We start from the raw sequence: 23,283 nt of genomic DNA on the forward strand, positions 1-23,283 counted from the left end.
GCACGCCTGACGGTTCAGAGAAGAAGAAGGCTCGGCCGGGGACGTCCCGGCCGAGCCTTCTGCTGTCGGTCGGCTGTTCGCCGCTAGGCGGCGTCCTGCATCACGTTCACCAGGCTGCGCGGGCGCATGTCCTGCCAGTTCTCCTCGATGTAGGCGAGGCTGGCCTCCCGGGTGTCGGACGGGTTCACCACCGTCCAGCCGGCGGGCACCTCGATCCCGGCGGGCCACAGCGAGTGCTGGTTCTCCTCGTTGCTCAGCACCAGGTAGGCGGCGTCGCCGTCCTCGAACGGGTTGGTCTGGCTGCTCATGGCGTGACTTCCTTTCGTACGGCGATTCGGTTCTCGACGATCCTGGCCAGAGCGGCGGCCGGTTCCGGGTCGAGCATCCGGACGTGCCGGCATTCGATACCGGTCACCTCCAGCCGCCCGCCGGTGTACGGCGACCACGCCTGCGGGTCCTGCCGGTCCCCGCCCTCCTCGGTCGCGCGTACCAGCAACACATCGCCGTCGAAGACGCTCGGCGGGCTCGTGTTGACCAGCCTGATGTTGTTCAACATGACGTCCAGCACCCGGTCCCGCTGGGCGTGGTCGAAGTAGCGCAGCTCGTTCTCGCCCCGGCCGAGGTACTCCACCACGGCGGCACGCAGTCGCGCCGGGTCGTCCGGCAGTTCCTCCGGCTCGCCGTAGAGCTGGGCGTACTGGCGGTACATCTGCGGCAGCAGCGCGTCCGGCTCGACGTCGTGCCGCCACTCGGGCGGCACCGGGTACGCGTCGAGCAGCACGAGCAGTTCGACCTCCTCGCCCTCGGCGCGCAGCCGGGCGGCAAGGGCCTGCGCGATGTTGCCGCCGAGGGACCAGCCGAGCAGGTGTCGCGGGCCGGACGGTTGCAGTTCCCGGATCCGTGCGGCGTACTCGGCCACCATCTCGTCCATCGTGGACGCGAGCGGCCCGCCCTCCAGGCCGCGCGACTGCAAACCGACGATCGGGTACGACGCGTCGAAGGCCCGCAGCAGCGACGAGTACCGCCAGCTCGTGCCGCCGACCGGGTGCACGCAGAACAGCGGGTACCGGTCGCCGTCCGGGCGCAGCGGCAGTACCACGTCCATCACGTCCACCGACCGTCGGCCGGAGGCGAGCAGCTCCTCGAGCCGGGCCGGGGTGGGCGCCTCGAAGACCGCCCGTACGGTCAGCGACACGCCGAGGACCTCGCGGACCAGGCTGACCAGGCGGGCGGCCAGCAGTGAGTGGCCGCCGAGGGCGAAGAAGTGGTCGTCGACGCCGACCTCCACGCCGAGTACCTCGCCGAAGAGCCGGCACAGCAGCTCCTCGCGCGGCGAGGCGGGCGGCCGGCCGGCCGGTGCGCTGCCGTAGTCCGGTACCGGCAGCGCGGCGAGGTCGAGCTTGGCGTTCCGGGTCACCGGCAGGCTGTCGACGACGACGATCGCGGCCGGCACCATGTACTCCGGCAGTGCCGCCGCGAGCCGGGTACGCAGGGCGGCCGGCTCGACGGTCCCGTCCTCGTCCGCCACGACGTAGCCGACCAGGCGACGGTCGCCGGGCCGGTCCTCCCGGACCACGACCGCCGCCCGGGCGACGCCCTCGTGCCGGCACAGCACCGTCTCGATCTCGCCCGGTTCGATCCGGAAGCCACGCACCTTCACCTGGTCGTCCGCGCGTCCGGCGAACTCGAGTTCGCCGTCCGCGCGCCACCGGGCCAGGTCGCCGGTGCGGTACATCCGCCCGCCCGGCTCACCGAACGGGTCGGCCACGAACCGCTCCGCCGTCGCGCCCGGCCGGCCCAGGTAGCCCCGGGCCACCCCGGGGCCGGCGATGTACAGCTCGCCGACGACGCCACGGGGAGCGAGCCGCAGCCCGCCGTCCAGCACGTAGACCCGGGTGGCGGCGACCGGCCGGCCGATCGGCACCGGGCCCGGCCCGGCGTCCGGGCGGCAGTCGTGCACGGTGACGTCGACGGTGGCCTCGGTCGGCCCGTACGCGTGCACGAACATCCGGCCCGGCGCCCACCGGGCGATCAGCTCGGGTGTCGCCGACTCGCCACCGGAGATGAGCACCCGCAACTCCGGCAGGTCGGTCGCGGGCACGCCGCGCAGTACGGCCGGCGGGATGTGCGCGTGCGTGATGCGCAGCTCGGCGAGGGCCTGCGCGAGTTCGTCGCCGACCGGCCGGGCCGGCGGGATCACCAGGCAGGCGCCGGAGAGCAGCGCCTGACACAGCTCGACGATCGACACGTCGAAACTGGGCGAGACGAACTGGAGCACCCGGTCACCGGGGCCGAGCCCGTAGCGTTCGCGCTGGTGCGCGGCGAGAGCGGCGAGGCCGGCGTGGGTGACCACGACACCCTTCGGTACGCCGGTCGAGCCCGAGGTGTAGATGACGTACGCGGGCGAGGCCGGGTTCGCGGTCGGCAGCGGCACGCTGCCCTCCACAATCGGCAGCGAGCCGTCGACGGCGGTGGACGCGTCGACGACGCAGGCGACGCCGTCCAGCATCGCCGCCAGGCGGTCGGCCGGCAGGTCGGGGTCGACCGGCAGGTAGGCGCCGCCGGCCTTCTGCACCGCGAGCAGCGCCACGACCAGTTCGACGGAGGCGGGCAGCCGGACCGCGACGACCCGCTCGGGTCCGGCACCCCGGGCGACGAGGGTCCGGGCCAGCCTCTCCGCGCGGGCGTCCAGCTCGGCGAAGGTGAGTACGGCGCCGTCCGAGTCGACGGCGGGCGCGTCCGGTGTCCGGCATACCTGTGTCTGAAACAGCTCCGCCCAGGTCGCCTCGGCCACCGGGGCGTCGCCGGACGTACCGGCCGCGAGCAGTTCCCGCCGCTCCCCCGGCGCCAGTACGTCGGCGGCGCCGAGTGCCGCGTCGGGGTCGGCGGCGACCGCCGAGGCGAGCCGTACCAGCCGGTCCGCGATCGCCTGCGCGGTCTCCCGGTCGAACAGGTCGGCGGCGTACTCCAGGATGCACTCCAGCCCACGCGGTGTGCCGTCGGCGGCCCGGCTCTCGCCGACCACGAACGACAGGTCGATCCGGGACGTGCCGGCGTCGAACCGGTACGGGTCGACCCGCAGCCCGGCCAGTTCGAGCGTCGCGGCCGTGGTGTTCTGCATGGTGAGCATCACCTGGAACAGCGGGTGGTGTGCCAGCGACCGGGCCGGATTCAGCACCTCGACCAGCCGCTCGAACGGGATGTCCTGGTGCACGAAGGCGGCCAGGTCGACCTCCCGGACCCGGGCCAGCAACTCCCGGAAGCTCGGATCGCCGGAGGTGTCGGCCCGCAGCACCAGCGTGTTGACGAAGAACCCGACCAGCCCGTCCAGCGACGCGTCGGTCCGCCCCGCCACCGCCGCGCCGACCGGCACGTCGGTGCCGGCGCCGAGCCGGGTCAACAGTCCGGCGAGGATCGCGTGGAACACCATGAACACCGTCGCGCCCGACGACTTCGCCAGCTCGGCCAGGGCGGCGTGCACCTGCGGGTCGATGGTGACGGCGACCCGGCCGCCGGAATAGCTTGGCGTGGCCGGGCGGGGCCGGTCGGTGGGCAGTTGCAGCAGCTCCGGCGAACCGGCGAGGGCCTGCCGCCAGTACTCGACCTGCTTGCCGGCCGGGCTGTCCGGGTCGTCCGCCCCGGCCAGCAGCGCCTGCTGCCAGACCGCGTAGTCGGCGTACCGGACCGGCAGCGGGGTCCAGAGTGGAGAGTTGCCGGCGGTGCGCGCCGCGTACGCCACCGCGAAGTCGCGCATCAGCGGCGCCAGCGACCAGCCGTCACACGCCGCGTGGTGCAGCAACAGCAGCAGCACGTGCTCGTCCGGGCCGAGCCGGAACAGCACCGTACGCACCGGGATCTCCCGGGCCAGGTCGAAGTGGTGCCCGGCCGCCGCACGCAGCGCGGCCGGCAGCGCCGCCGGGTCAGCCGGGTCGACCTCCCGGACCTCCAGCTCGGGCCGCGCGTCGGCGAGTACCACCTGGACCGGTGTGCCGCCGTCGGCGACCAGCACGGTACGCAGCGACTCGTGCCGGTCGGCCAGGTCGGCGAGCGCCGCCGCCAGCGCCGCCCGGTCCAGCGGACCGGACAGGTGCAGGCTGAGCGGCACGTTGTAGGTGGCGCTCGGCCCCTCGAACTGGTGCATGAACCACAGCCGGCGTTGACCGAAGGAGAGCGGCGCCCGCTCCGGTCGGGGCAGCGAACCGACGGCCGGCCCGGCGACCGCACCGGCACCGAGATGGCGTACGAGCTGCGCCATGGTCGGCGCCTCGAACAGGGTCCGGATCGGCAGCCGTACCCCGAACGCCGCGTGCACCTTGTTGAGGAACTGGATCGCGGAGAGCGAGTTCCCGCCCCGGGCGAAGAAGTCGTCGTCGGCGCCGATCGGGTCGTCGGCCGCCCCGGGCAGGATCTCCGCCACCAGCCCGCAGAGCACCTCCTCGGCCCCCTGCGGTGCCCGGAACGGCGCCCGTACCGGGGCGTCGGACGCGGGCCCGGCCGGTGCGGACCCGACCGGTACCCGGCCGGCGAGCGCGACCCGCTCCGGCCGGGCCAGCAGCGCGGCGACCGGCTCCCCCGGCGCCTCGACGACCGCCCGCAGCGAGTCGGTGAACAGCTCGGCGACGGCCGAGGCGTGCTCCGGCGCGAACAGGTCCGGCCGGTAGTCCAGCCGGACGTGGAACCGGTCCCGGACCAGGCCGGTGACCAGGCGCAACGGGTAGTGCGCGCCGTCCTTGCCGTCGAAGTGCACCAGGCGCAGGCCGCGGGCGGTCAGCGCGCCCCCGGAGGCGTCCATCGGGAAGTTCTCGAACACGGTCATCGTGTCGAACAACTCGCCGGTCCCGGTCAGCCCGGCCAGCCGCTGCATGTCGGCCAGCCGCAGGTACTGGTCGTCCAGCAGCTCGGACTGGCCGGCCTGGAGCAGTTCCAGCGCCTCCGCGACGGTACCCGCCAGCCTGGCCCGGACCGGGATCGCGTTGATGAACAGCCCGACCATCGTCTCGACCCCGGGCAACTGCGGCGGACGGCCGGAGACGGTCGCTCCGAACACGACGTCCGCGCTGCCGGTGAGTTGTGCCAGCGTCAGCGCCCAGGCGCCCTGGGCGAGCGTGTTGAGAGTGAGACCGTGGGTGCGGCCGAACCCGACCAGCGCCTCCGTCGCCGCCTCGGGCAGTTCCGTGTTGACCGTGGCCGGTGGCACCGACCCGTGGCCGTCGCCGGTCTCGGCGGTGCCGTCCGGTGCGACGACGGTCGGTCCGGCCAGCCCGTCCAGGTACCGGCTCCAGCGCGCCTCGGCACCGGTCCGGTCCTGCCGGGCCAGCCAGCCCAGGTAGTCCCGGTACGGCGTGATGGGCGGCAGCCCCGACGCGTCGCCGTCCGCGCCGTAGACCGCGAACAGCTCGCCGATGAGCAGCGGCGTGGACCAGCCGTCCACCACGATGTGGTGGTTGGTGACGGCGAGCCGGTGGTGGGTGGCGTCCAGCCTCACCAGCAGGCAGCGCAGCATCGGCGGGCGGGTCAGGTCGAACCGTTCGGCCAGCTCGGCGGCGAACGCGTCGGCCAGCCGGCCGTCCCGCTCGGCCTCGCCGAGACCGGTCAGGTCCAGCTCCGACCAGGGCATCCGGACGCCGCGCTGGACCACCTGGATCGGCTGGCCGTTGCGGCGCTGCCGGAAGCCGGCTCGCAGGTTCGGGTGCCGCTCCAGCAGGGCGTCCATCGACCGGCGCAGCAGTTCGGCGTCGAGCGGCCCGTCGAGGTGCAGCACGAGCTGGGCGTTGTAGACGTCCGCCGAGGACCGGTCGTAGAGCGCGTGGAAGAGCAGGCCCTCCTGTAGCGGGGCGAGGGCGAGTACGTCCTCGATCGCACTCACCGCCCGCTCGGTCACCCCGGCGGTCACAGCAGGATCCCCATTTCGGCCTCCAACGACTCGATCTCGTCCTGATCCAGGTCCAGCGACAGGTCCGACGGGGTCAGCCCGCTGGCACCGGGCAGTGCGGCGTGCGCCACGATCTCCCGCAGCGCCGCCAGCCACGCCTCGGCGAGCCGCCCGACCCACTCCGCGTCCAGCAGTCCGGCCGGCCAGCTCAGGCTCGCGTGCAGCTCCGGCCCGCTGCCCCGGTCGACCGCCACGGCGTTGACGTCCAGGGTGTGCGCGGCCGGCATCTCCGGGTCGCGCGGCGGAACGCTCGGGGCGTCCGGTGCGGGCGACCACCATCCGTCCGCGCCGCCGCCGCTGGACATGCCGAGGTAGTTGAAGCCGAGCTGCGGAACCGGGCCGGCGGCGAGGGCCGGCGCGGTGGACGGGTTGAGGTAGCGCAGCATGCCGTACCCGTGTCCGTCGCCGGGCACCGATCGGAGCTGCTCCTTCACCGCCCGCAGTGCGCGCCCGGCGTCCTGCCCGCCGGCGTCGATCCGGACCGGGTGCACCTTGGTGAACCAGCCGACCGTCCGGGACAGGTCCATCCCCGGCACCAACTCCTCGCGGCCGTGCCCCTCCAGGTCGACCAGCAGCCCGCCGGTACGCCCGCACCGCTCCAACGCCAGCGCCAGGCCGGTGAGCAGTACGTCGTTGACGTTGGCCCGCAGCGTGGCCGGTACGGCGCCGAGCAGCGGCCCGGTGTGCTCCGCCGGCAGTACCACGGAAAGCTCCTGGACGGTTCCGGCGGTGTCCCGGGCCGGATCCAGCGGTCGGCTCCCGAGCGGCGCCTCCGGGGTACCGAGCAGGCGTTGCCAGTCCGGCAGCTCGGCGACCCGCTCGGCCGAGCCGGCCAACTCGACCAGCCGGGTCGCCCAGCCGCGCAGCGAGGTACCCACCGGGTCGAGCTGTACCGCCCGGCCCGCGACGGCGGCCTCCCAGGCCGCCCGCAGGTCCGGCAGCAGCACGTGCCAGGAGACCCCGTCGACGACCAGGTGGTGCAGCATCACCAGCAGCCGGCCGGCCGCCGGTCCGGCGTCGAACCAGACCACCTGCACGGTGACCCCGGCCCTCGGGCTGAGCCGACCCCGCGCGGCGCCGGCCTCGGCGGCGACCACCGCGACCAGGGCCTCCGGCGCCAGCCCGGCGACGTCCACCCGGTGGACCAGCTCGGCCGCGTCGACCGTACCCGGCTCGGCGACGGCCGCGCCGTCGTCGGTCGTCCGCAGCGCGTCGTGGTGGTCGAGCAGCGCCTGCACCGCGCCGACCAGCGACGGCTGGTCCAACTCGGCCGGCACGGTGAGCACCATCGTCTGGTTGAAGCCGTCGTACCCGCCGAGCCCGCGCATCCAGGCCGCCATCGGAGTCTGCGGCAGCTCGCCCACCCCGTCGTCGACGGCGACGGTCGCCGGCCCGTCGCCGTCGGCCGCCAGCGCGGCGAGCCCGGCCACCGACTTGGCGAGGAACACGTCGCGCGGGCTGAAGACCACCCCGGCCCGACGGGCCCGGGAGACCAGTTGGATGGCCCGGATGCTGTCCCCGCCCAGCTCGAAGAAGCCCTGGTCGACACCGAAGTCGGTGCGGCCGAGCACGTCGGCGAAGGCGGCGTGCAGCAGGTGCTCGCGCGGGGTCCGGGGCGGCGACCCGGGTTGGGCGAACGTCTCCGGCGCCGGCAGCGCCGCCCGGTCCACCTTGCCGTTCGGGGTCAGCGGCATCGAGTCGACGAGTACGACCAGCGCCGGAACCATCGCGTCGGGCAGCCGGGCGGCGAGTGCGGCGCGCAGTCGACCCGGTTCCGGCGGGGCGACGGCGTCACCCGGGACGACGTACCCGACCAGCATTCGGCCGTTGCCGACCTCGCGTACGGTGGCCGCGGCCAGCGCCACTCCCGGCTGTGCGGACAGCGCCGCCTCGACCTCGCCGAGTTCGATCCGGAAGCCCCGGACCTTCACCTGGTCGTCGAGCCTTCCCACGAAGTCGAGTTGCCCGTCCGCCCGCCACTTCGCCAGGTCGCCGGTGCGGTACATCCGCTCCCCGGCCGAGCCGTACGGGTCGGCGACGAACCGCTCGGCGGTGATCCCGGGGCGGGCCAGGTAGCCGCGCGCCAGGCCGGCGCCGGCGACGTACATCTCGCCGACGACTCCGGGCGGGACCAGTCGGAGCTGCTCGTCGAGCAGGTACACCCGGGTGTCCCGGACCGGCCGGCCGATCGGCAGCGGCGCCGTTCCGGCGAGCGGACCGCTCAACGTCGCGGCGAGCGTCGACTCGGTCGGGCCGTACCCGTTGACCAGGCGCCGCCCGCGTGCCCAGTACTCGGCGAGTTCCGCCGGGCAGGACTCGCCGCCGACGATCAGCGACCGCAACTCCGGCAGCGCGATCCGGGGCAGGCTGGCCAGCACCGACGGCGGCAGCAGCAGGTGGTTGATCCGGTGCGTCTCCAGGTAGTCGGCCAGGTCCTCGCCGACCGGCGGTGCGGACGGCACCACCAGGCACGCCCCGGAGAGCAGCGACAGGCACAGTTCGGCGACCGACGCGTCGAAGCTGAGCGCGACGAACTGGAGTACCCGGTCGCCGGGCCGTACGCCGCACGCGTCGACCATCGACTCGGTGATGCTCGCGATCCCGCCGTGCGTGACGACGACGCCCTTCGGCTGTCCGGTGGAGCCGGAGGTGTAGATGACGTAGGCCGGTGCGGCCAGCGGCCTCGCCGGGCTCGGGTCGGTGGCCGGGGCGGCGGCGACGGCGCGGGCGGTCGCCGGGTCGTCGAGCAGCACGACCGGACGGTCCCCCAGGTCCACCGTGCCGGCCACGGTGGTGTCGGTGACCACACAGGACGGTCGGGCGTCGCCGAGCATGAACGCGAGGCGCGCGGCCGGGTAGTCCGGGTCGAGCGGCAGGAACGCGGCGCCGGACTTCATCGCGGCGAGCACCGCGACGACGTAGTCCGCGCCGCGCCGCAGCGCCACGGCGACGGTGCGCTCCGGGCCGGCGCCGTGGGCGGCCAGGTGGTGTGCGAGCCGGTTCGCCCGGGCGTCCAGCTCCGCGTAGCAGAGCGCCTCGCCGGCGAACCACACCGCCGCCGCCTCCGGGGTACGCCGGGCCTGGGCCGCGAACAGGCCCGGGAAGTCCAGCGCACCGGCCGGTACGGCGGTGTCGTCCCCGCCGTGCCAGTCGTTCCAGCCGTACCGGATCCGCTCGTACTCGCCCGGGACCAGCACGTCGAGGTCGTCGACGGAACGGTCCGGCTGCGCCGCCGCAGTACCGATCAACTGCACCAGCCGCTGTGCGAACGCGGCGACGGTGCCGGCGTCGAACAGGTCGGTGGCGTACTCGATCGAGCCGGTCACCCCGACCGGCCGGCCGGCGTCGTCGAACCGCTCGGTCAGGCCGACGCCGAGGTCGAACTTTGCCGCGCTGAATCCGGGGTCGTGCCACCCGGTGTCGAGGCCGGGCAGGTCGTAGACGGGTTTCCCGGCGGTGTGCACGGTCAGCGACACCTGGAACAGCGGGTGGTGCGACAGCGACCGGACCGGGTTCAGCTCCTCGACCAGCCGCTCGAACGGCAGATCCTGATGGTCGTACGCCGCCAGGTCGGTGTCCCGAACCCGCGACAACAACTCCCGGAACGTCGGCGCACCACTCACATCCGTGCGCAACACCAACGTGTTGACGAAGAACCCGACCAACTCGTCCAACGCCGCGTCAGTCCGACCCGCGACGACCGTACCGATCGGAATGTCCGTACCGGCGCCGAGGCGGGACAGCAACGCCGCCAACCCGGCCTGCACCACCATGAACAGCGTCGTACCGCTGCCCCGGGCCAGCTCGGTCACCCTGGCGTGCACCTCCGGGCCCCAGGCGAACTCGGCCCGGCCCCCGGTGAACGACGCGACCACCGGGCGGGGCCGGTCGGTGGGCAGCGGAATCAGGTCCGGCATCCCGTCGAGCCGGTCCCGCCAGAACCCGAGCTGTCCGGCCAGCACACTGTCCGGCGCGTTCTCGTCGCCCAGCAACTCGCGTTGCCAGATCGCGTAGTCCCGGTACTGCACCGGCAGCGGGGACCAGCCCGGCTCGGCACCGGCAATTCGCGCGGCGTACGCCGCCGACACGTCCCGCACCAACGGATCGAACGACCAACCGTCCGCCGCGATGTGGTGCAACACGACCAACAGCACATGGTCCTCGGGCCCGACCTCGAAGAGCGTGACCCGCAGCGGCGGTTCCTCGGCGGTCAGGTCGAACGGCCGGCGCGCGGCGTCCGCCACCTCGGCGTCCAGGCGCCCGGCGTCGACCCGTACCAGCTCGACGGCCGGCGAGGTCGGCTGGATCCGCTGCCGGGTCGGGCCGTCGGCGTCGACGAAGACGGTACGCAGCACCTCGTGCCGCGCCACCACGTCCACCCAGGCAGCCCGCAACGCCGACACGTCCAACACCCCACGCAACCGCACCGCCAACGGCACGTTGTACGTCGCACCCGCACCCTCCAACCGATGCAGGAACCACAACCGCTGCTGCGCGAACGACAACGGCACCAACTCATCCGCCGACGTCGACCCGACCAACGCCGGCCTCGACACTCCACCGTCGACCAGTCGGGACGCCAGCCCCGCCACCGTCGGCGCCTCGAAGACCGCCCGCAGCGGCAGTTCCACCCCCAGCGCCGCCCGGATCCGGGACACCAGCCGGGTCGCCAGCAGCGAGTGGCCGCCGTACTCGAAGAAGTTGTCGTCCAGGCCGACCGCCGGCACCCCCAACACGTCGGCGAAGAGCCCGCAGAGCAGTTCCTCCCGTGCGGTGCGCGGCTGCCGCCCGGTGCCCGACCCGCCGTCCGGGCCGAGCAGCACCGGCGCCGGCAGCGCCCGATGGTCGACCTTGCCGTTCGGGGTGACCGGGATCGTGTCGACCACCACCACGGCGGCGGGGACCAGGAACGCCGGCAGCCGCTCCCGCAGGAAGTCCCGCAGCTCGCCCGGCTCGGCGGCACCGCTCGGTCCTGCCGCCGGTACCGCGTAGGCGACCAGCCGTGCGTCGCCGGGCCGGTCCTCGCGGACGACCGCGACCGCCTGGGCCACCGACGGATGTCCGGCGAGCACCGCCTCGACCTCGCCGGGCTCGATCCGGAAGCCGCGCAGTTTGACCTGCCGGTCGACCCGCCCGAGGTACTCCAACTGCCCGTCGGACCGCCACTTGGCCAGGTCGCCGGTGCGGTACATCCGCGAGCCGGACGGACCGTACGGGTCGGCGACGAACCTCGTGGCGCTGAGGCCGGGCCGGGCCAGGTAGCCGGTGGCCAGGCCGGTACCGGCGACGTACAGCTCCCCCGGCACGCCGGGTGGCACCGGGCGCAGTGCCGCGTCGAGTACGTAGGTGGCGGCGCCCCGGATCGGCCGGCCGATCGGCGGAGTCGCCGCTTCGTGCAGCGGCGTACTCATGGTGGCGCAGACCGTCGTCTCGGTCGGGCCGTACGCGTTGACCATGCGACGGCCGGGTGCCCAGCGTTCGATCAGTTCCGGCCCGCACGCCTCCCCCGCGACCACCAGCGTCATGCCGGCCGGCAGGTCGTACCCGTCCAGTCCGGCGAGCGCGCTGGGCGGCAGCGTGACGTGGCTGACCCGTTCCTGCGCGACGAGCGCGCTGAGCGGTTCGCCGGGGCGCAGCCGCTCGCGGGGTGCGAGCACCAGGCAGGCGCCGTTGGCCAGCGCCATGCAGACCTCCCAGGCCGCCGCGTCGAAGCTCAGCGCGGCGAACTGGAGCACCCGGCTGTCGGCGGTGACGCCGAGCATCTCGGCCTGCGCCCGGGCGAGGTTCGCCAGGCCGGCGTGACTGACCACCACACCCTTGGGCCGGCCGGTCGAGCCGGAGGTGTAGATGACGTAGGCGGGTACCTCCGGAGCCGGCGGGGCGAGCGGCGCGGAGTCGGCACCGGCCGACGGTCCGGGGTCGGCGCTGTGCGGCACGACCTCGTCCAGCAGCAGCCGGGCGACCGGGCTCTCCGGCAGGGTGGCGGCGGTTCCGCTCGTGGTGAGCAGCACGGCCGGCTGGCCGTCCTCGAGCATGTAGGCGATCCGCTCGGCCGGGTAGTCCGGGTCGATCGGCAGGTACGCCGCACCCGCCATGTGCACGGCGAGCAGCGCCACGACCAGTTCCGCCGAGCGCGGCACCGCGACCGCGACGAGGCTGTGCGGACCGGCACCGGCCGCCCGGAGCCGCCGGGCGAGGGCGGTGGCCCGCCGGTCCAGCTCGGCGTAGCTCAGCTCGACCCCCTCGAACCGTACGGCCGGCGCGTCCGGTTCCCGGTCCACCCCGGCCCGGAACAGCGCCGGCAGGGACGCCGCCGGAAGGTCGGGAGCGCCGTGCGCCCAGTCGCCGAGGATGGTGTCCCGCTCGCCGTCGACGAACACGTCGATGCTCTCGACCCTGGCGTCCGGCGCCGCGACGGCGGCCTCGAGGGTGTGCACCAGGCGCCGGGCCAGCAGTTCGACGGTCGCCGGGTCGAACAGGTCGGTGGCGTAGTCGAGCTGCGCGGCGGCGCCGCCGTCCGGGTGCTCCCGCACGGTCAGGGTGAGGTCGAACTTGGCGGTGCTCAGCTCCGCGTCGCGCCAGGTGGCTTCGACGCCGGGCAGGTCGTAGACGGGTTCGTCGTCGGCCTGCACGGTCAGCGACACCTGGAACAGCGGGTGGTGCGACAGCGACCGGACCGGGTTCAGCTCCTCGACCAGCCGCTCGAACGGCAGATCCTGATGGTCGTACGCCGCCAGGTCGGTGTCCCGAACCCGCGACAACAACTCCCGGAACGTCGGCGCACCACTCACATCCGTGCGCAACACCAACGTGTTGACGAAGAACCCGACCAACTCGTCCAACGCCGCATCCGTCCGACCCGCGACGACCGTACCGATCGGAATGTCCGTACCGGCGCCGAGGCGGGACAGCAACGCCGCCAACCCGGCCTGCACCACCATGAACAGCGTCGTACCGCTGCCCCGGGCCAGTTCGGTGATCCGCTCGTGCAGCCCGGCGTCCCAGCCGAACTCGAAGCGTCCACCGGCGAACGACGCCACCACCGGGCGGGGCCGGTCGGTCGGCAACGCGATCAGGTCCGGCATCCCCGCCAACCGGTCCCGCCAGAACCCGAGCTGCCCGGCCAACACACTGTCCGGCGCGTCCTCGTCACCCAACAGCTCCCGCTGCCACACCGCATAGTCCCGGTACTGCACCGGCAACGCCGACCAGCCCGGCTCGGCACCGGCAACCCGCGCCGCGTACGCCGCCGACACGTCCCGCACCAACGGATCGAACGACCAACCGTCCGCCGCGATGTGGTGCAACACGACCAACAGCAGGTGGTCCTCCGGGCCGATCTCGAACAGGGTGACCCGCAACGGCAGCTCGGCCGTGAAGTCGAACGGCCGGCGGACCGCGTCCGCCACCGTGGCCGGCAGGGCCGCCTCGGCGACCGGGATCGGGCCGGCGAGCACCGGGGCCGCCGGATGCACCCGCTGGTACATCACGCCGTCGACGTCGGTGAACCCGGTACGCAGCACCTCGTGCCGCGCCACCACGTCCACCCAGGCCGCCCGCAACGCCGACACATCCAACACCCCACGCAACCGCACCGCCAACGGCACGTTGTACGTCGCACCCGCACCCTCCAACCGATGCAGGAACCACAACCGCTGCTGCGCGAACGACAACGGCACCAACCCATCCGCCGACGTCGACCCGACCAACGCCGGCCTCGGCGCCCCGCCCTCGACCAGCCGGGACGCGACGCCGGCCACGGTCGGCGCCTCGAAGAGCGCCCGCAGCGGCAGTTCCGCCCCCAGCGCGGCCCGGATCCGGGACACCAGCCGGGAGGCGAGCAGCGAGTGGCCGCCGAGGTCGAAGAAGTTGTCGTCCAGGCCGACCGCCGGCACCCCCAACACGTCGGCGAAGAGCCCGCAGAGCAGTTCCTCGCGTACGGTGCGGGGCTGCCGTCCGGTGCCCGGCGCGGCGAACGCGGGTGCCGGCAGCGCCCTACGGTCGACCTTGCCGTTGGCGTTCAACGGCAGCGCGTCGAGTACGACGAAGTACGCCGGCACCATGTAGCCGGGCAGCTTGCCGGCGAGCTGGCTACGCACGTCGTCGAGCCCGACCGTACGCCCGGCCGCCGGCACCAGGTACGCGACGATCCGACGGTCGCCACCGATCTCCCGCACGGTGACGTACGCCTGCCCGATACTCGGCTGGCCGACCAGCGCCGCCTCGATCTCGCCCAGCTCGATCCGGAAGCCGCGCAGTTTGACCTGCTGGTCGGCGCGCCCGACGTACTCGATCTCGCCGTGCCGGTCCCATCGGACCAGGTCACCGGTGCGGTACATCCGCCCGCCGGCCGGGCCGTACGGGTCGGCGACGAAACGCTCGGCGGTCTGGCCGGGACGGCGCACGTAGCCCCGGGCGGTCCCGGTGCCGGCGAGGTACAGCTCACCGGTGACGCCGACCGGCACCGGGCGCAGCAGTTCGTCCAGCACGTAGCCGCGCATGTTGTCCATCACCCGCCCGATCGGCACGGTGCCGGCCTGCTCCGCAACTGTGTGCACCTGCCCGGCGAGCGCGTAGGTGGTGGTCTCGGTCGGGCCGTACACGTGCACCAGGGCGACCGACGGGCACGCCTGCCCGAACCGGCGCATCGCGGCCGGCGAGACCAGTTCGCCGCCGGTCCACACCTCCCGCATCCCGGCCAGCGCCGCCGGCCGCTCCTCGGCGATCAGGTTGAACAGCGCCGTGGTGAAGAACGCCGCGGTGACCTGGTGATCGCGCAGTACACGTTCGAGGGTGTCGACGTCGGGGTCACCGGGCGGGGCGACCACGACGGCGCCGCCGCGCAGCAGCGGCACCCACATCTCGTAGGTGGAGGCGTCGAAGGCGAACGCGGAGTGCACCAGTACCCGCAGGTGCGCCGGGTCGTCGAAGCCACGGTGGTGGACCAGGCCGACGATGTCCCGGTGGGTGACGGCGACACCCTTCGGGGTACCGGTCGAGCCGGAGGTGTACATCACGTAGGCCAGTTCGGCGGGGTCGGTCCGGACCCCCGGGTCGGTGTCCGGCAGCTTCGCCTGCTCCGGGTCGTCGTCCACGGTGACGACGACGGCGGAGTGCGAGAAGATCCGCTGCTTGGTGTCGGTGAGCAGCACCGTGGCGCCGGTCTCGGCGAGCACGCCGCGTACCCGGGCCGGCGGGTAGGTGGCGTGCAGCGGGACGTAGGCGGCGCCGAGCTTCAGCACGGCGAGCGCGGCGACGACGACGTGCGGCGAGCGTTCCAGCAGGCAGCCGACGTGCGAACCGGCGCCGACGCCGAGCCGGGCGAGCCGGTGGGCGAGCCGGTTCGCCCGCCGGTCCAGCTCGGCGTAGGTCATCGAGCCGGCGTCGCCGGTCACCGCCACGGCGTCGGGGGTACGGGCGACCTGCGCACGGAACAGCTCGTGCACCGAGGCGTCCGGGTAGGCCACAGCCGCCCCGTTCCAGTCGACGAGCAGCCGTTGCCGCTCGGCGGCCGACATCAGCTCCAGCGCGCTGATCGGCGCGGCAGGCTCGGCGACGGCAGCCCGCAGTACCAGTACGAGCCGGTCCGCGATCGCTTGGGCGGTCTCCTGGTCGAACAGGTCCACGGCGTACTCGATGCCGCCGCGTACCCCGGCCGGGCCGCCGTCGGCGGTGTGCGTCTCGGCGACCACCACCGACAGGTCGAACTTGGCCACCCCGGTGTCCACCGGTACCGGTGCCGCGCCGAGGCCCGGCAGTTCGAGCCGGCCATCCTCGTCGTTGCGGATGGTGAGCATGACCTGGAACAGCGGGTGGTGTGCCAGCGACCGGGCCGGGTTGAGCACCTCGACCAGCCGCTCGAACGGGATGTCCTGGTGTGCGAAGGCGGCCAGGTCCACCTCGCGGACCCGGGCCAGCAGTTCCCGGAAGCTCGGGTCGCCGGAGGTGTCGGTGCGCAGCACCAGCGTGTTGACGAAGAACCCGACCAGTCCGTCGAGGCCCTCCTCGTTCCGGCCGGCGACGGCCGTCCCGACCGGGATGTCCGAGCCGGCGCCGAGCCGGGACAGCAGCGCCGCCAGCGCCGCGTGGAACACCATGAACACCGTCACGCCGGCCGACCGGGCCAGCCCGGCCACCGCCTCGTGCAGCTCGGCGTCGAGCGTGAACTCGACGTCCGCGCCGACGTGGCTCGCCTGCGCCGGCCGGGGCCGGTCCGCCGGCACCTCGGTCAGCTCCGGCAGCCCGGCCAGGGTCGCGGTCCAGTAGGCGACCTGCGCCGCAGCGGCGCTGTCCGGGTCGGTCTCCGCGCCGAGCAGGTCGTGCTGCCACAGGCTGTAGTCGGCGTACGAGACCGGCAGCGGCGCGTACCGGGGTGCGGTGCCGGTCGACCGGGCCGCGTAGCCGAGGGCCAGGTCGCGGGCGAACGGCGCCTCGGACCCGCCGTCGGTGGCGATGTGGTGGCAGAGCACCAGCAGCACGTGCTCCGGCTGCCCGGTCGAGTCGAGCGCGAACACCGTCACCCGGATCGGCGGGTCGACGGTGATGTCGAACGGTACCCGGGAGGCGGCGTCCAGCGCGTCGGCCAGCCCGGCCTCGTCGACCCCGACCAGCTCGACGACGGGACGGGCCGCGTCGAGCGGGATCAGCTCCTGGTACGGCTCGCCGTTCTGCTCCGGATGGCGGGTGCGTAGTGGCTCGTGCCGGGCGACGACGTCGGCGAGTGCCTCGGTCAGCGCGGCCAGGTCGAGCGGGCCGGTGAGCCGGCTGGCGACCGGCACGTTGTAGGTCGCCGAGGTCGGGTCGAGCCGGTGCAGGAACCACAGCCGACGCTGTGCGTACGACAGCGGCAGCCGGTCGGGCCGGGGCCGGGGCCGCAGCGCGACCGTACCGTCGGCGGGGGCGGCGTCCGGACCGGAGCCGGTGGCCGCGTCCAGTTCGGCGGCGAGTCCGGCCGGGGTCGGCGCCTCGAAGATGACCCGGAGCGACAGGTCGACGCCGGTCGCGGCCCGGAGCTGGCTACGCAGCCGTACCGCGAGCAGGCTGTGCCCGCCGACGGCGAAGAAGTCGTCGTCCGGGCCGACCCGGGGCACCGCCAGCACCTCGGCGAAGATGCCGCAGACCAGTTCCTCCCGGGCCGAACCGGCGGCCCGGCCGAGCCCGGCGGCCACCGCCTCGGGTACCGGCAACGCGGCCCGGTCCAGCTTCCGGTTCGCCGTCGTGGGCAGCTCGTCCAGCGCCACGATCGACGACGGCACCATGTACTCCGGCAGTTGCCGGGCCAGGTGCTCGCGCAGACCGGCGACGTCGACGCCGGCCGGTGCGACGTACCCGACGAGCCGGCGGTTGCCGGGGGTGTCCTCGCGCAGCACCACCGCCGCGTGCCGGACCGCCGGGTACCGCTGCGCCACCGCCTCGATCTCGCCCGGCTCGATCCTGAAACCGCGCAGTTTGACCTGGTCGTCGACGCGGGCGACGAACTCCAGTTGCCCGTCGGCGCGCCACCGGAACAGGTCGCCGGAGCGGTACATCCGGGAGCCGGGCGGGCCGTACGGGTCGGCCACGAACTTGGTCGAGGTCAGCCCGGGCCGACCGAAGTAGCCCCGGGTGACCAGGTCACCGGCGATGTACGCCTCACCGGTCACCCCGAACGGGGTCGGGCGCAGCCGGGCGTCCAGCACGTACATCCGGGTGTTCCAGATCGGCGTGCCGATGGTCACCACGCCCGGCACCACCGACTCGCCCGGTCCGACCCGGAACTCGGTGCAGCCGATCGTGGTCTCGGTCGGGCCGTACTCGTTGATCACCGTGGCGCCCGGGTGGCCGGCACGCCACTCGTCGAGCACCTCACCGAGCAGCGCCTCGCCGCCCAGCACGAGCTGCTCGGTCGGCGAGTAGCCGGCCGGCAGGGACAGCAGCACCGGCAGGTGGCTCGGGGTCGCCTTGACGAAGGTGGGCGTCGGCGGCTGCGGACCGGTCGCGCTGGCCTCGGTGAGGTCCACCAGGTGGGCGCAGCCGCCTGCGGTGAGCGGCGCGAACAGGCCGGTGGCGGTGAGGTCGAAGGAGACCGGCGAGTGCACCAGTGCCCGCCCCGCCACCCCCGGGTACGCGCTGCGCGCCCAGGCGAGGTAGACGTTCAGCGACCGGTGCTCGACGACCACGCCCTTGGGTCGGCCGGTCGAGCCGGAAGTGAAGATCACGAAGGCCGGGTTGGCGTCGTGCAGCGGCGCCCGGCGCTCGCCGTCGGTGAGGACGCCCGCGTCCAGGCCGGCGAGCGCGTCGACGGTCGCGGCGGAGTCCATCACGACGAGGCCGGGAACGGAACCGTCGGGACCCGGCTGATCGGCACCGTGCCCGTCGGGACCCGGCTGATCGGAACCGTGCCCGTTGGGACCGCCGGCGGCGATCTCGGCGGCGACGTCCACACTGGAGTGCGTCAGCAGCAGGACCGGGGCGACCTCCTCGACCATCACCCGCAGCCGCTCCACCGGATAGCTCAACTCCAGCGGCAGGTACGCGGCACCGGACTTCAGCACCGCGACCAGCGCGACCACCAGGTCGACCGACTTGGGCACCGCGACCGCGACGAAGCGCTCGGGTGCGGCGCCACCGGCGACGAGCAGCCGGGCCAGCCGGTTCGCCCGCTCGTCGAGCTGCGCGTAGCTCAACGTGTCGGCGCCGTGCGCGACGGCCGGCGCGTCCGGGGTCAGCGCGACCTGCCGCTCGATCAGCGAGACGAGCGTGGCGGCCGGCACCTCCCGCGCGGTGTCGTTCCAGCCGTGCAGCACCGCGTGCCGCTCCTCCGCCGCGAGCAGGTCGACCGCGCTCAACGGCAGGCCGGCGTCGGTGGCGACGCCGTCGAGCAGGCGTACCAGCATGGCGACGAACCGGTCGACGGTCGCCCGGTCGAACAGGTCGGTGGCGTACTCCAGGGTGCCGGTCACGCCGCGCGGCCGGCGCGCCTCGTCGTACCGCTCCTCGACGATCAGCGACAGATCGAACTTCGCCGCGCCGTTGTGCACCGCCGTCACGTCGGCGGTCAGGCCCGGCAGCCGAAGGCTCGCCCCGGCGTTGTTCTGCAACGTCAGCATCACCTGGTAGAGCGGGTGGTGGGCGAGCGAGCGGGGCGGGTTCAGCGCCTCGACGAGCCGCTCGAACGGCACGTCCTGGTGCGCGTACGCGGCCAGGTCGACCTCGCGTACCCGGGCCAGTAGTTCCCGGAACGTCGGGTCGCCGGAGGTGTCGGTGCGCAGCACGAGCGCGTTGACGAAGAAGCCCACCAGCGCGTCCAGCGCGGCGTCGGTACGCCCCGCCACCGCCGCGCCGATCGGCACGTCGGTACCCGCACCGAGCCTGGTGAGCAGGGCGGCGAGGGCGGCCTGCACCACCATGAACATGGTCACGTCGCAGCCCCGGGCCAGCTCCAGCAGCCGCTCGTGCAGCTCCGCCGGCAGCTCGACCGGTACGACGTCTCCGGCGTAACTCGCGACCGGCGGGCGGGGCCGGTCGGTGGGCAGTTCCAGTACCGGCGCCAGACCGGCGAGCGCCTCCCGCCAGTATCCGACCTGGGCGTCGGCGACCGTGCCGAGCAGGTCGCGCTGCCACAGCGCGTAGTCGGCGTACTGGACGGGCAGCGGTGCCCAGGACGGCGCCGACCCGCCCAGCCGGGCCTGGTACGCCGTGGACAGGTCGGCGGCGAGCGGGTCGAGCGACCAGCCGTCCGCCGCAATGTGGTGCACCAGGATGAGCAGCACGTCCCCGTGCACGTCGGACCGGAACAGCCGGGCCCTGATCGGCGGCTCGGTGGCGAGGTCGAACCGGTGCCGCGCCGCCTCGGCCACCTCGGCCATCGGGTCGCCGGCCACCCGCAGCACCGACATCGGCAGCCGGGCCGGCACGACGACCTGGGCGACGACGCCGTCCCGCTCGACGAACGTGGTACGCAGGCTCTCGTGCCGCTGCACCACGTCGAGCAGCGCGGCCTCCAGGGCGGCCGGGTCCACGGCGCCGTCGAGGCGTACCACCAGCGGCACGTTGTAGGCGGCGGCGCCGCCCAGCTCGTCGAGCAGCCACAGCCGGGTCTGCGCGTACGACGCGGGTACCAGCTCGGGGCGGTCGCCGGCCCGCAGCACCGGGCGGTGGGCGACGGCGGTACCGTCGGCCGCGCCGTCGCCGTCGGCGGGCAGCAGTTCGGCCAGTTCGGCGACGGTCGGCGCCTCGAAGACGGTCCGCACGCTCAGCTCCACGCCCCAGCGGGCGCGCACCAGGTTGAGCAGCCGGACCGCGAGCAGCGAGTGCCCGCCCAGGTCGAAGAAACTGTCGTCGATGCCGACCCGGGCCACCCCGAGCACGTCGGCGAAGAGCCCGCAGAGGAACTCCTCGCGCGGGTCGCGGGCGGCCCGGCCGGTCCCGCCGAGCAGCGTCGGTGCCGGCAGTGCCTTCCGGTCCACCTTGCCGTTCGGGGTGAGCGGCAGCGCGTCGAGCACCACCAGCGCCGACGGCACCATGTAGTCCGGCAGCCGCTCGCCGAGGTGTCCGAGCACCGTGCGGACCAGCGCCGCGTGGGCGCGCAGCGCGGCCGGGTGGTTCGCCAACGCTCGGACGTCCACAGTGGCGTCGTCGGGACCGGGCAGAACGGCCGGGACGGTCTGACCGGCCGGTACGAAGGCCGCGTCGAACCGGGTCGGGTCCTGCGCCGACCAGGTCAGCACGGCGGTCAGCCCGACCCGTCCGGCCAGCTCGCCGATGGTGTGCGGGTCGGTCTCCCCGGCCGGCGCGGCCAGCGCGGCGAGCGCCTCCTCGATCGGGGCACCGGCGCCGATCAGCTCGGCGGCGGCGTGCTGGCGCCGCACCCGGGCGTTCGGGATGCCCCGCACCACCAGCCCGGCACCGACCCGTGCCTCCAGGGCGGCGAGGTCGCCGAGGTCCGCCCAGTCGAGTTCGCTGGTCGGGAGCGGGGCGTCGGCCGGCGTGGTGTCGAGTACCACGTCGTAGCGGTAACGGGACATCTCGGTGTGCCCGGCCGAGCCCTTCAGCTCCACGCGTACCGACCGGATCGCCGGGACCAGCCGGGGCAGGGCGGCGAACAGGGCCGGCGCGACCAGCAGCTCCTTCTCCATCGCCAGTTGCTGCTCGACGCCCCGCCGTACCGCCGGGGTGGCGGCGTGCGCCCCACGGCGGGCGAGCTGCACCTCGGTGTGGAACTCCCGGGCCAGCTCCAGGTTGCGTACGTCGCCGACGAAGATCCGGCCACCGGGGGCCAGCAGTCCGGTCAGCGCCTCGATCACCTCGACCAGGTAGTCGACGCTCGGGAAGTACTGCATGACCGAGTTGATGACGATCGTGTCGAAGTAGCCGGTCGGCAGGCCGGTCACGTCGTCGGCGGGCTGCTGCCGGACGTGTACCCGACCGGCCAGGTTCGGGTCGGCGTCGGCGGCGGCCCGCAGTGCCGCGACCGCCCGGGGCGACAGCTCGGTTCCCCAGTACGCCTCGCACTCGGGCAGCAGCGGCGCGGCGATCAGACCGGTGCCGAAGCCGATCTCCAGGATCCGGGCCGGACGCAGCGCCCGGATCCGCTCCACCGTCTCGGCGCGCCACTGCGTCATCTCGGGCAGCGGGATCGGTTCGCCGTCGTAGCTCGAGTTCCAGCCGTGGAAGTCCTCGCCGAAGGCGGCTGCCGGCGCCTCCACGTACGTGGTGTCGTGCACCTCGCGCCACTCGTCGACCTGGGCGCGGGCCAGGTCGGCCGGTGCCGGCCGGTCCCCGTCGGCGTCGCCGGGAACGAGGTAACCGACGATCCGCTTGTCGCCGGGTTCGTCCTCGCGTACCGCCACCGCAGCGCGGGCGACCGCCGGGTGGGCGGCCAGCGCCGACTCGATCTCGCCCAGCTCGATCCGGAAGCCGCGTACCTTGACCTGGTCGTCGACCCGACCGGCGAATTCGAGCACTCCGTCGGGGCGGAACCGGGCGAGGTCACCGGTGCGGTACATCCGCTCGCCCGGCGCGTACGGGTCGGCGACGAAGCGCTCGCCGGTCAGCCCGGGGCGGGCGTGGTAGCCCCGGGCCAGTCCCGGTCCGGCGACGTACAGCTCGCCGACGACGCCCGGCTCGACCTGGTGCAGTTCGGCGTCGAGCACGTACGCCCGGGCGTTGTCCATCAACCGGCCGAGCGGCAACACCCCGGGCGCCAGCTCGGTACCGGGGTCGACCCGGTACTCGGCGACGTTCACCGTGGCCTCGGTCGGACCGTAGACGTTGCGTACGGTCGCGTCCGGGTGCCGGCGGCGCCACTCGTCGAGGATCTCCGCGTGCAGCGCCTCGCCGCCCAGCATCAGGTCCACGGTCGGCGAGAAGTGCTCCGGCAGGACCGAGAGCAGCGGCAGGTGGCTCGGGGTGGCCTTGAGGAACGTGGTGGGCAGCGCCGGCGTGCCCGGGTCGTCGGCGAGCGCCGTGACGTGCACCAGGCCGCCGCAGACCAGCGTGGCGAACAGCGACGTGACGGTCATGTCGAAGGCGACCGACGAGTGCCACAGCGAGGTTCCGGCCAGCTCCGGGTAGGTGTCCTGGCACCAGAGCAGGTAGTCGGCCAGGGCACGGTGCTCGATCACGACGCCCTTCGGCCGACCCGTCGAGCCGGACGTGTACATCAGGTAGGCCGGGTTGTGCGGCGTCAGTGGCCGGACCCGGTCAGCGTCGGTGAGGTCGCCGTCGTCGCCGTCGTCGGGCTGGCCGAGGTCGTCGTCCTGCGGGCTGAGCACCCGGTCCGGGCGGAGCACGTCCGCCGCCAGGTCCGGCAGGGCGCCCGGGGTGGTCAGCACGCAGTGCGCCGCCGCGTCGGCGAGCATGAACTCGATCCGGTCGGCCGGATAGGCGAGGTCGAGCGGCAGGTAGGCGGCGCCGGACTTGGCGACCGCGAGCAGCGCGACCGCGAGGCCCTCGTCGCGGGGCAGGGCGACCGCGACGGTCGTCTCCGGACCGGCGCCGTGCGCCACCAGCCGCCGGGCGAGCCGGTTGGCCCGCGCGTTCAGCTCGGCATAGCTCAGCCGCGCCGGGCCGCACACCAGCGCGGGCGCGTCCGGGGTACGGCGCACCTGCGCCTCGAACAGGCCGGGCAGGGTGAGCCCGGGTACCGGCCGCTGCCGCCCCTGGTACGCACGCTGAATGTCGCGCCGTCCGGATGCCGTCTTCGAATCCATTCCGCCAACTCCCCCGTCAACAGGGCGGACCCAGGCCGCCACCGCGGCCCGAAGCTATCGAGGCTTACTTTCGAGCGGTTATCGGTGAACCTTTTCCATTCACATCCGTGAATCTTTTCGGCGCCGCACGCCCGCACCGCACGGCACAACACAGCACAG

3 protein-coding genes are annotated in these 23,283 nt (G+C 73.9%); all 3 read right to left on the reverse strand.

What is annotated here, in order from left to right; genetic code table 11:
* Nucleotides 1-83: 83 nt before the first annotated feature.
* From Pen02_RS35870 to Pen02_RS35880, 3 genes are read right to left on the reverse strand one after another with little or no spacing between them, the layout of a single operon-like run.
* Entirely contained in the window at nucleotides 84-308 is a 225-nt protein-coding gene (locus Pen02_RS35870) for an MbtH family protein (protein ID WP_203870632.1), read from the reverse strand.
* The gene (locus Pen02_RS35875) at nucleotides 305-5,893 is read right to left on the reverse strand and encodes a non-ribosomal peptide synthetase (protein WP_203870633.1); all 5,589 of its coding nucleotides are present in this window, start codon (nucleotides 5,891-5,893) and stop codon (nucleotides 305-307) included. Before Pen02_RS35875 ends, Pen02_RS35870 begins: the two co-directional genes overlap by 4 nt.
* On the reverse strand, nucleotides 5,890-23,124 hold the full coding sequence (locus Pen02_RS35880; RefSeq protein WP_203870634.1) for a non-ribosomal peptide synthetase: 17,235 nt from the start codon (nucleotides 23,122-23,124) through the stop codon (nucleotides 5,890-5,892). The genes Pen02_RS35875 and Pen02_RS35880 overlap by 4 nt, the downstream gene beginning before the upstream one ends.
* Nucleotides 23,125-23,283 lie beyond the last annotated feature (159 nt).

Source organism: Plantactinospora endophytica, assembly GCF_016862915.1.
Lineage (GTDB): Bacteria > Actinomycetota > Actinomycetes > Mycobacteriales > Micromonosporaceae > Plantactinospora > Plantactinospora endophytica.

What these genes read in the sequence shown, in the direction of transcription:
- Pen02_RS35870 (WP_203870632.1), bottom strand. Translation starts at nt 308, where the DNA reads ATGAGCAGCCAGACCAACCCGTTCGAGGACGGCGACGCCGCCTACCTG.
- Pen02_RS35880 (WP_203870634.1), bottom strand. Translation starts at nt 23,124, where the DNA reads ATGGATTCGAAGACGGCATCCGGACGGCGCGACATTCAGCGTGCGTAC.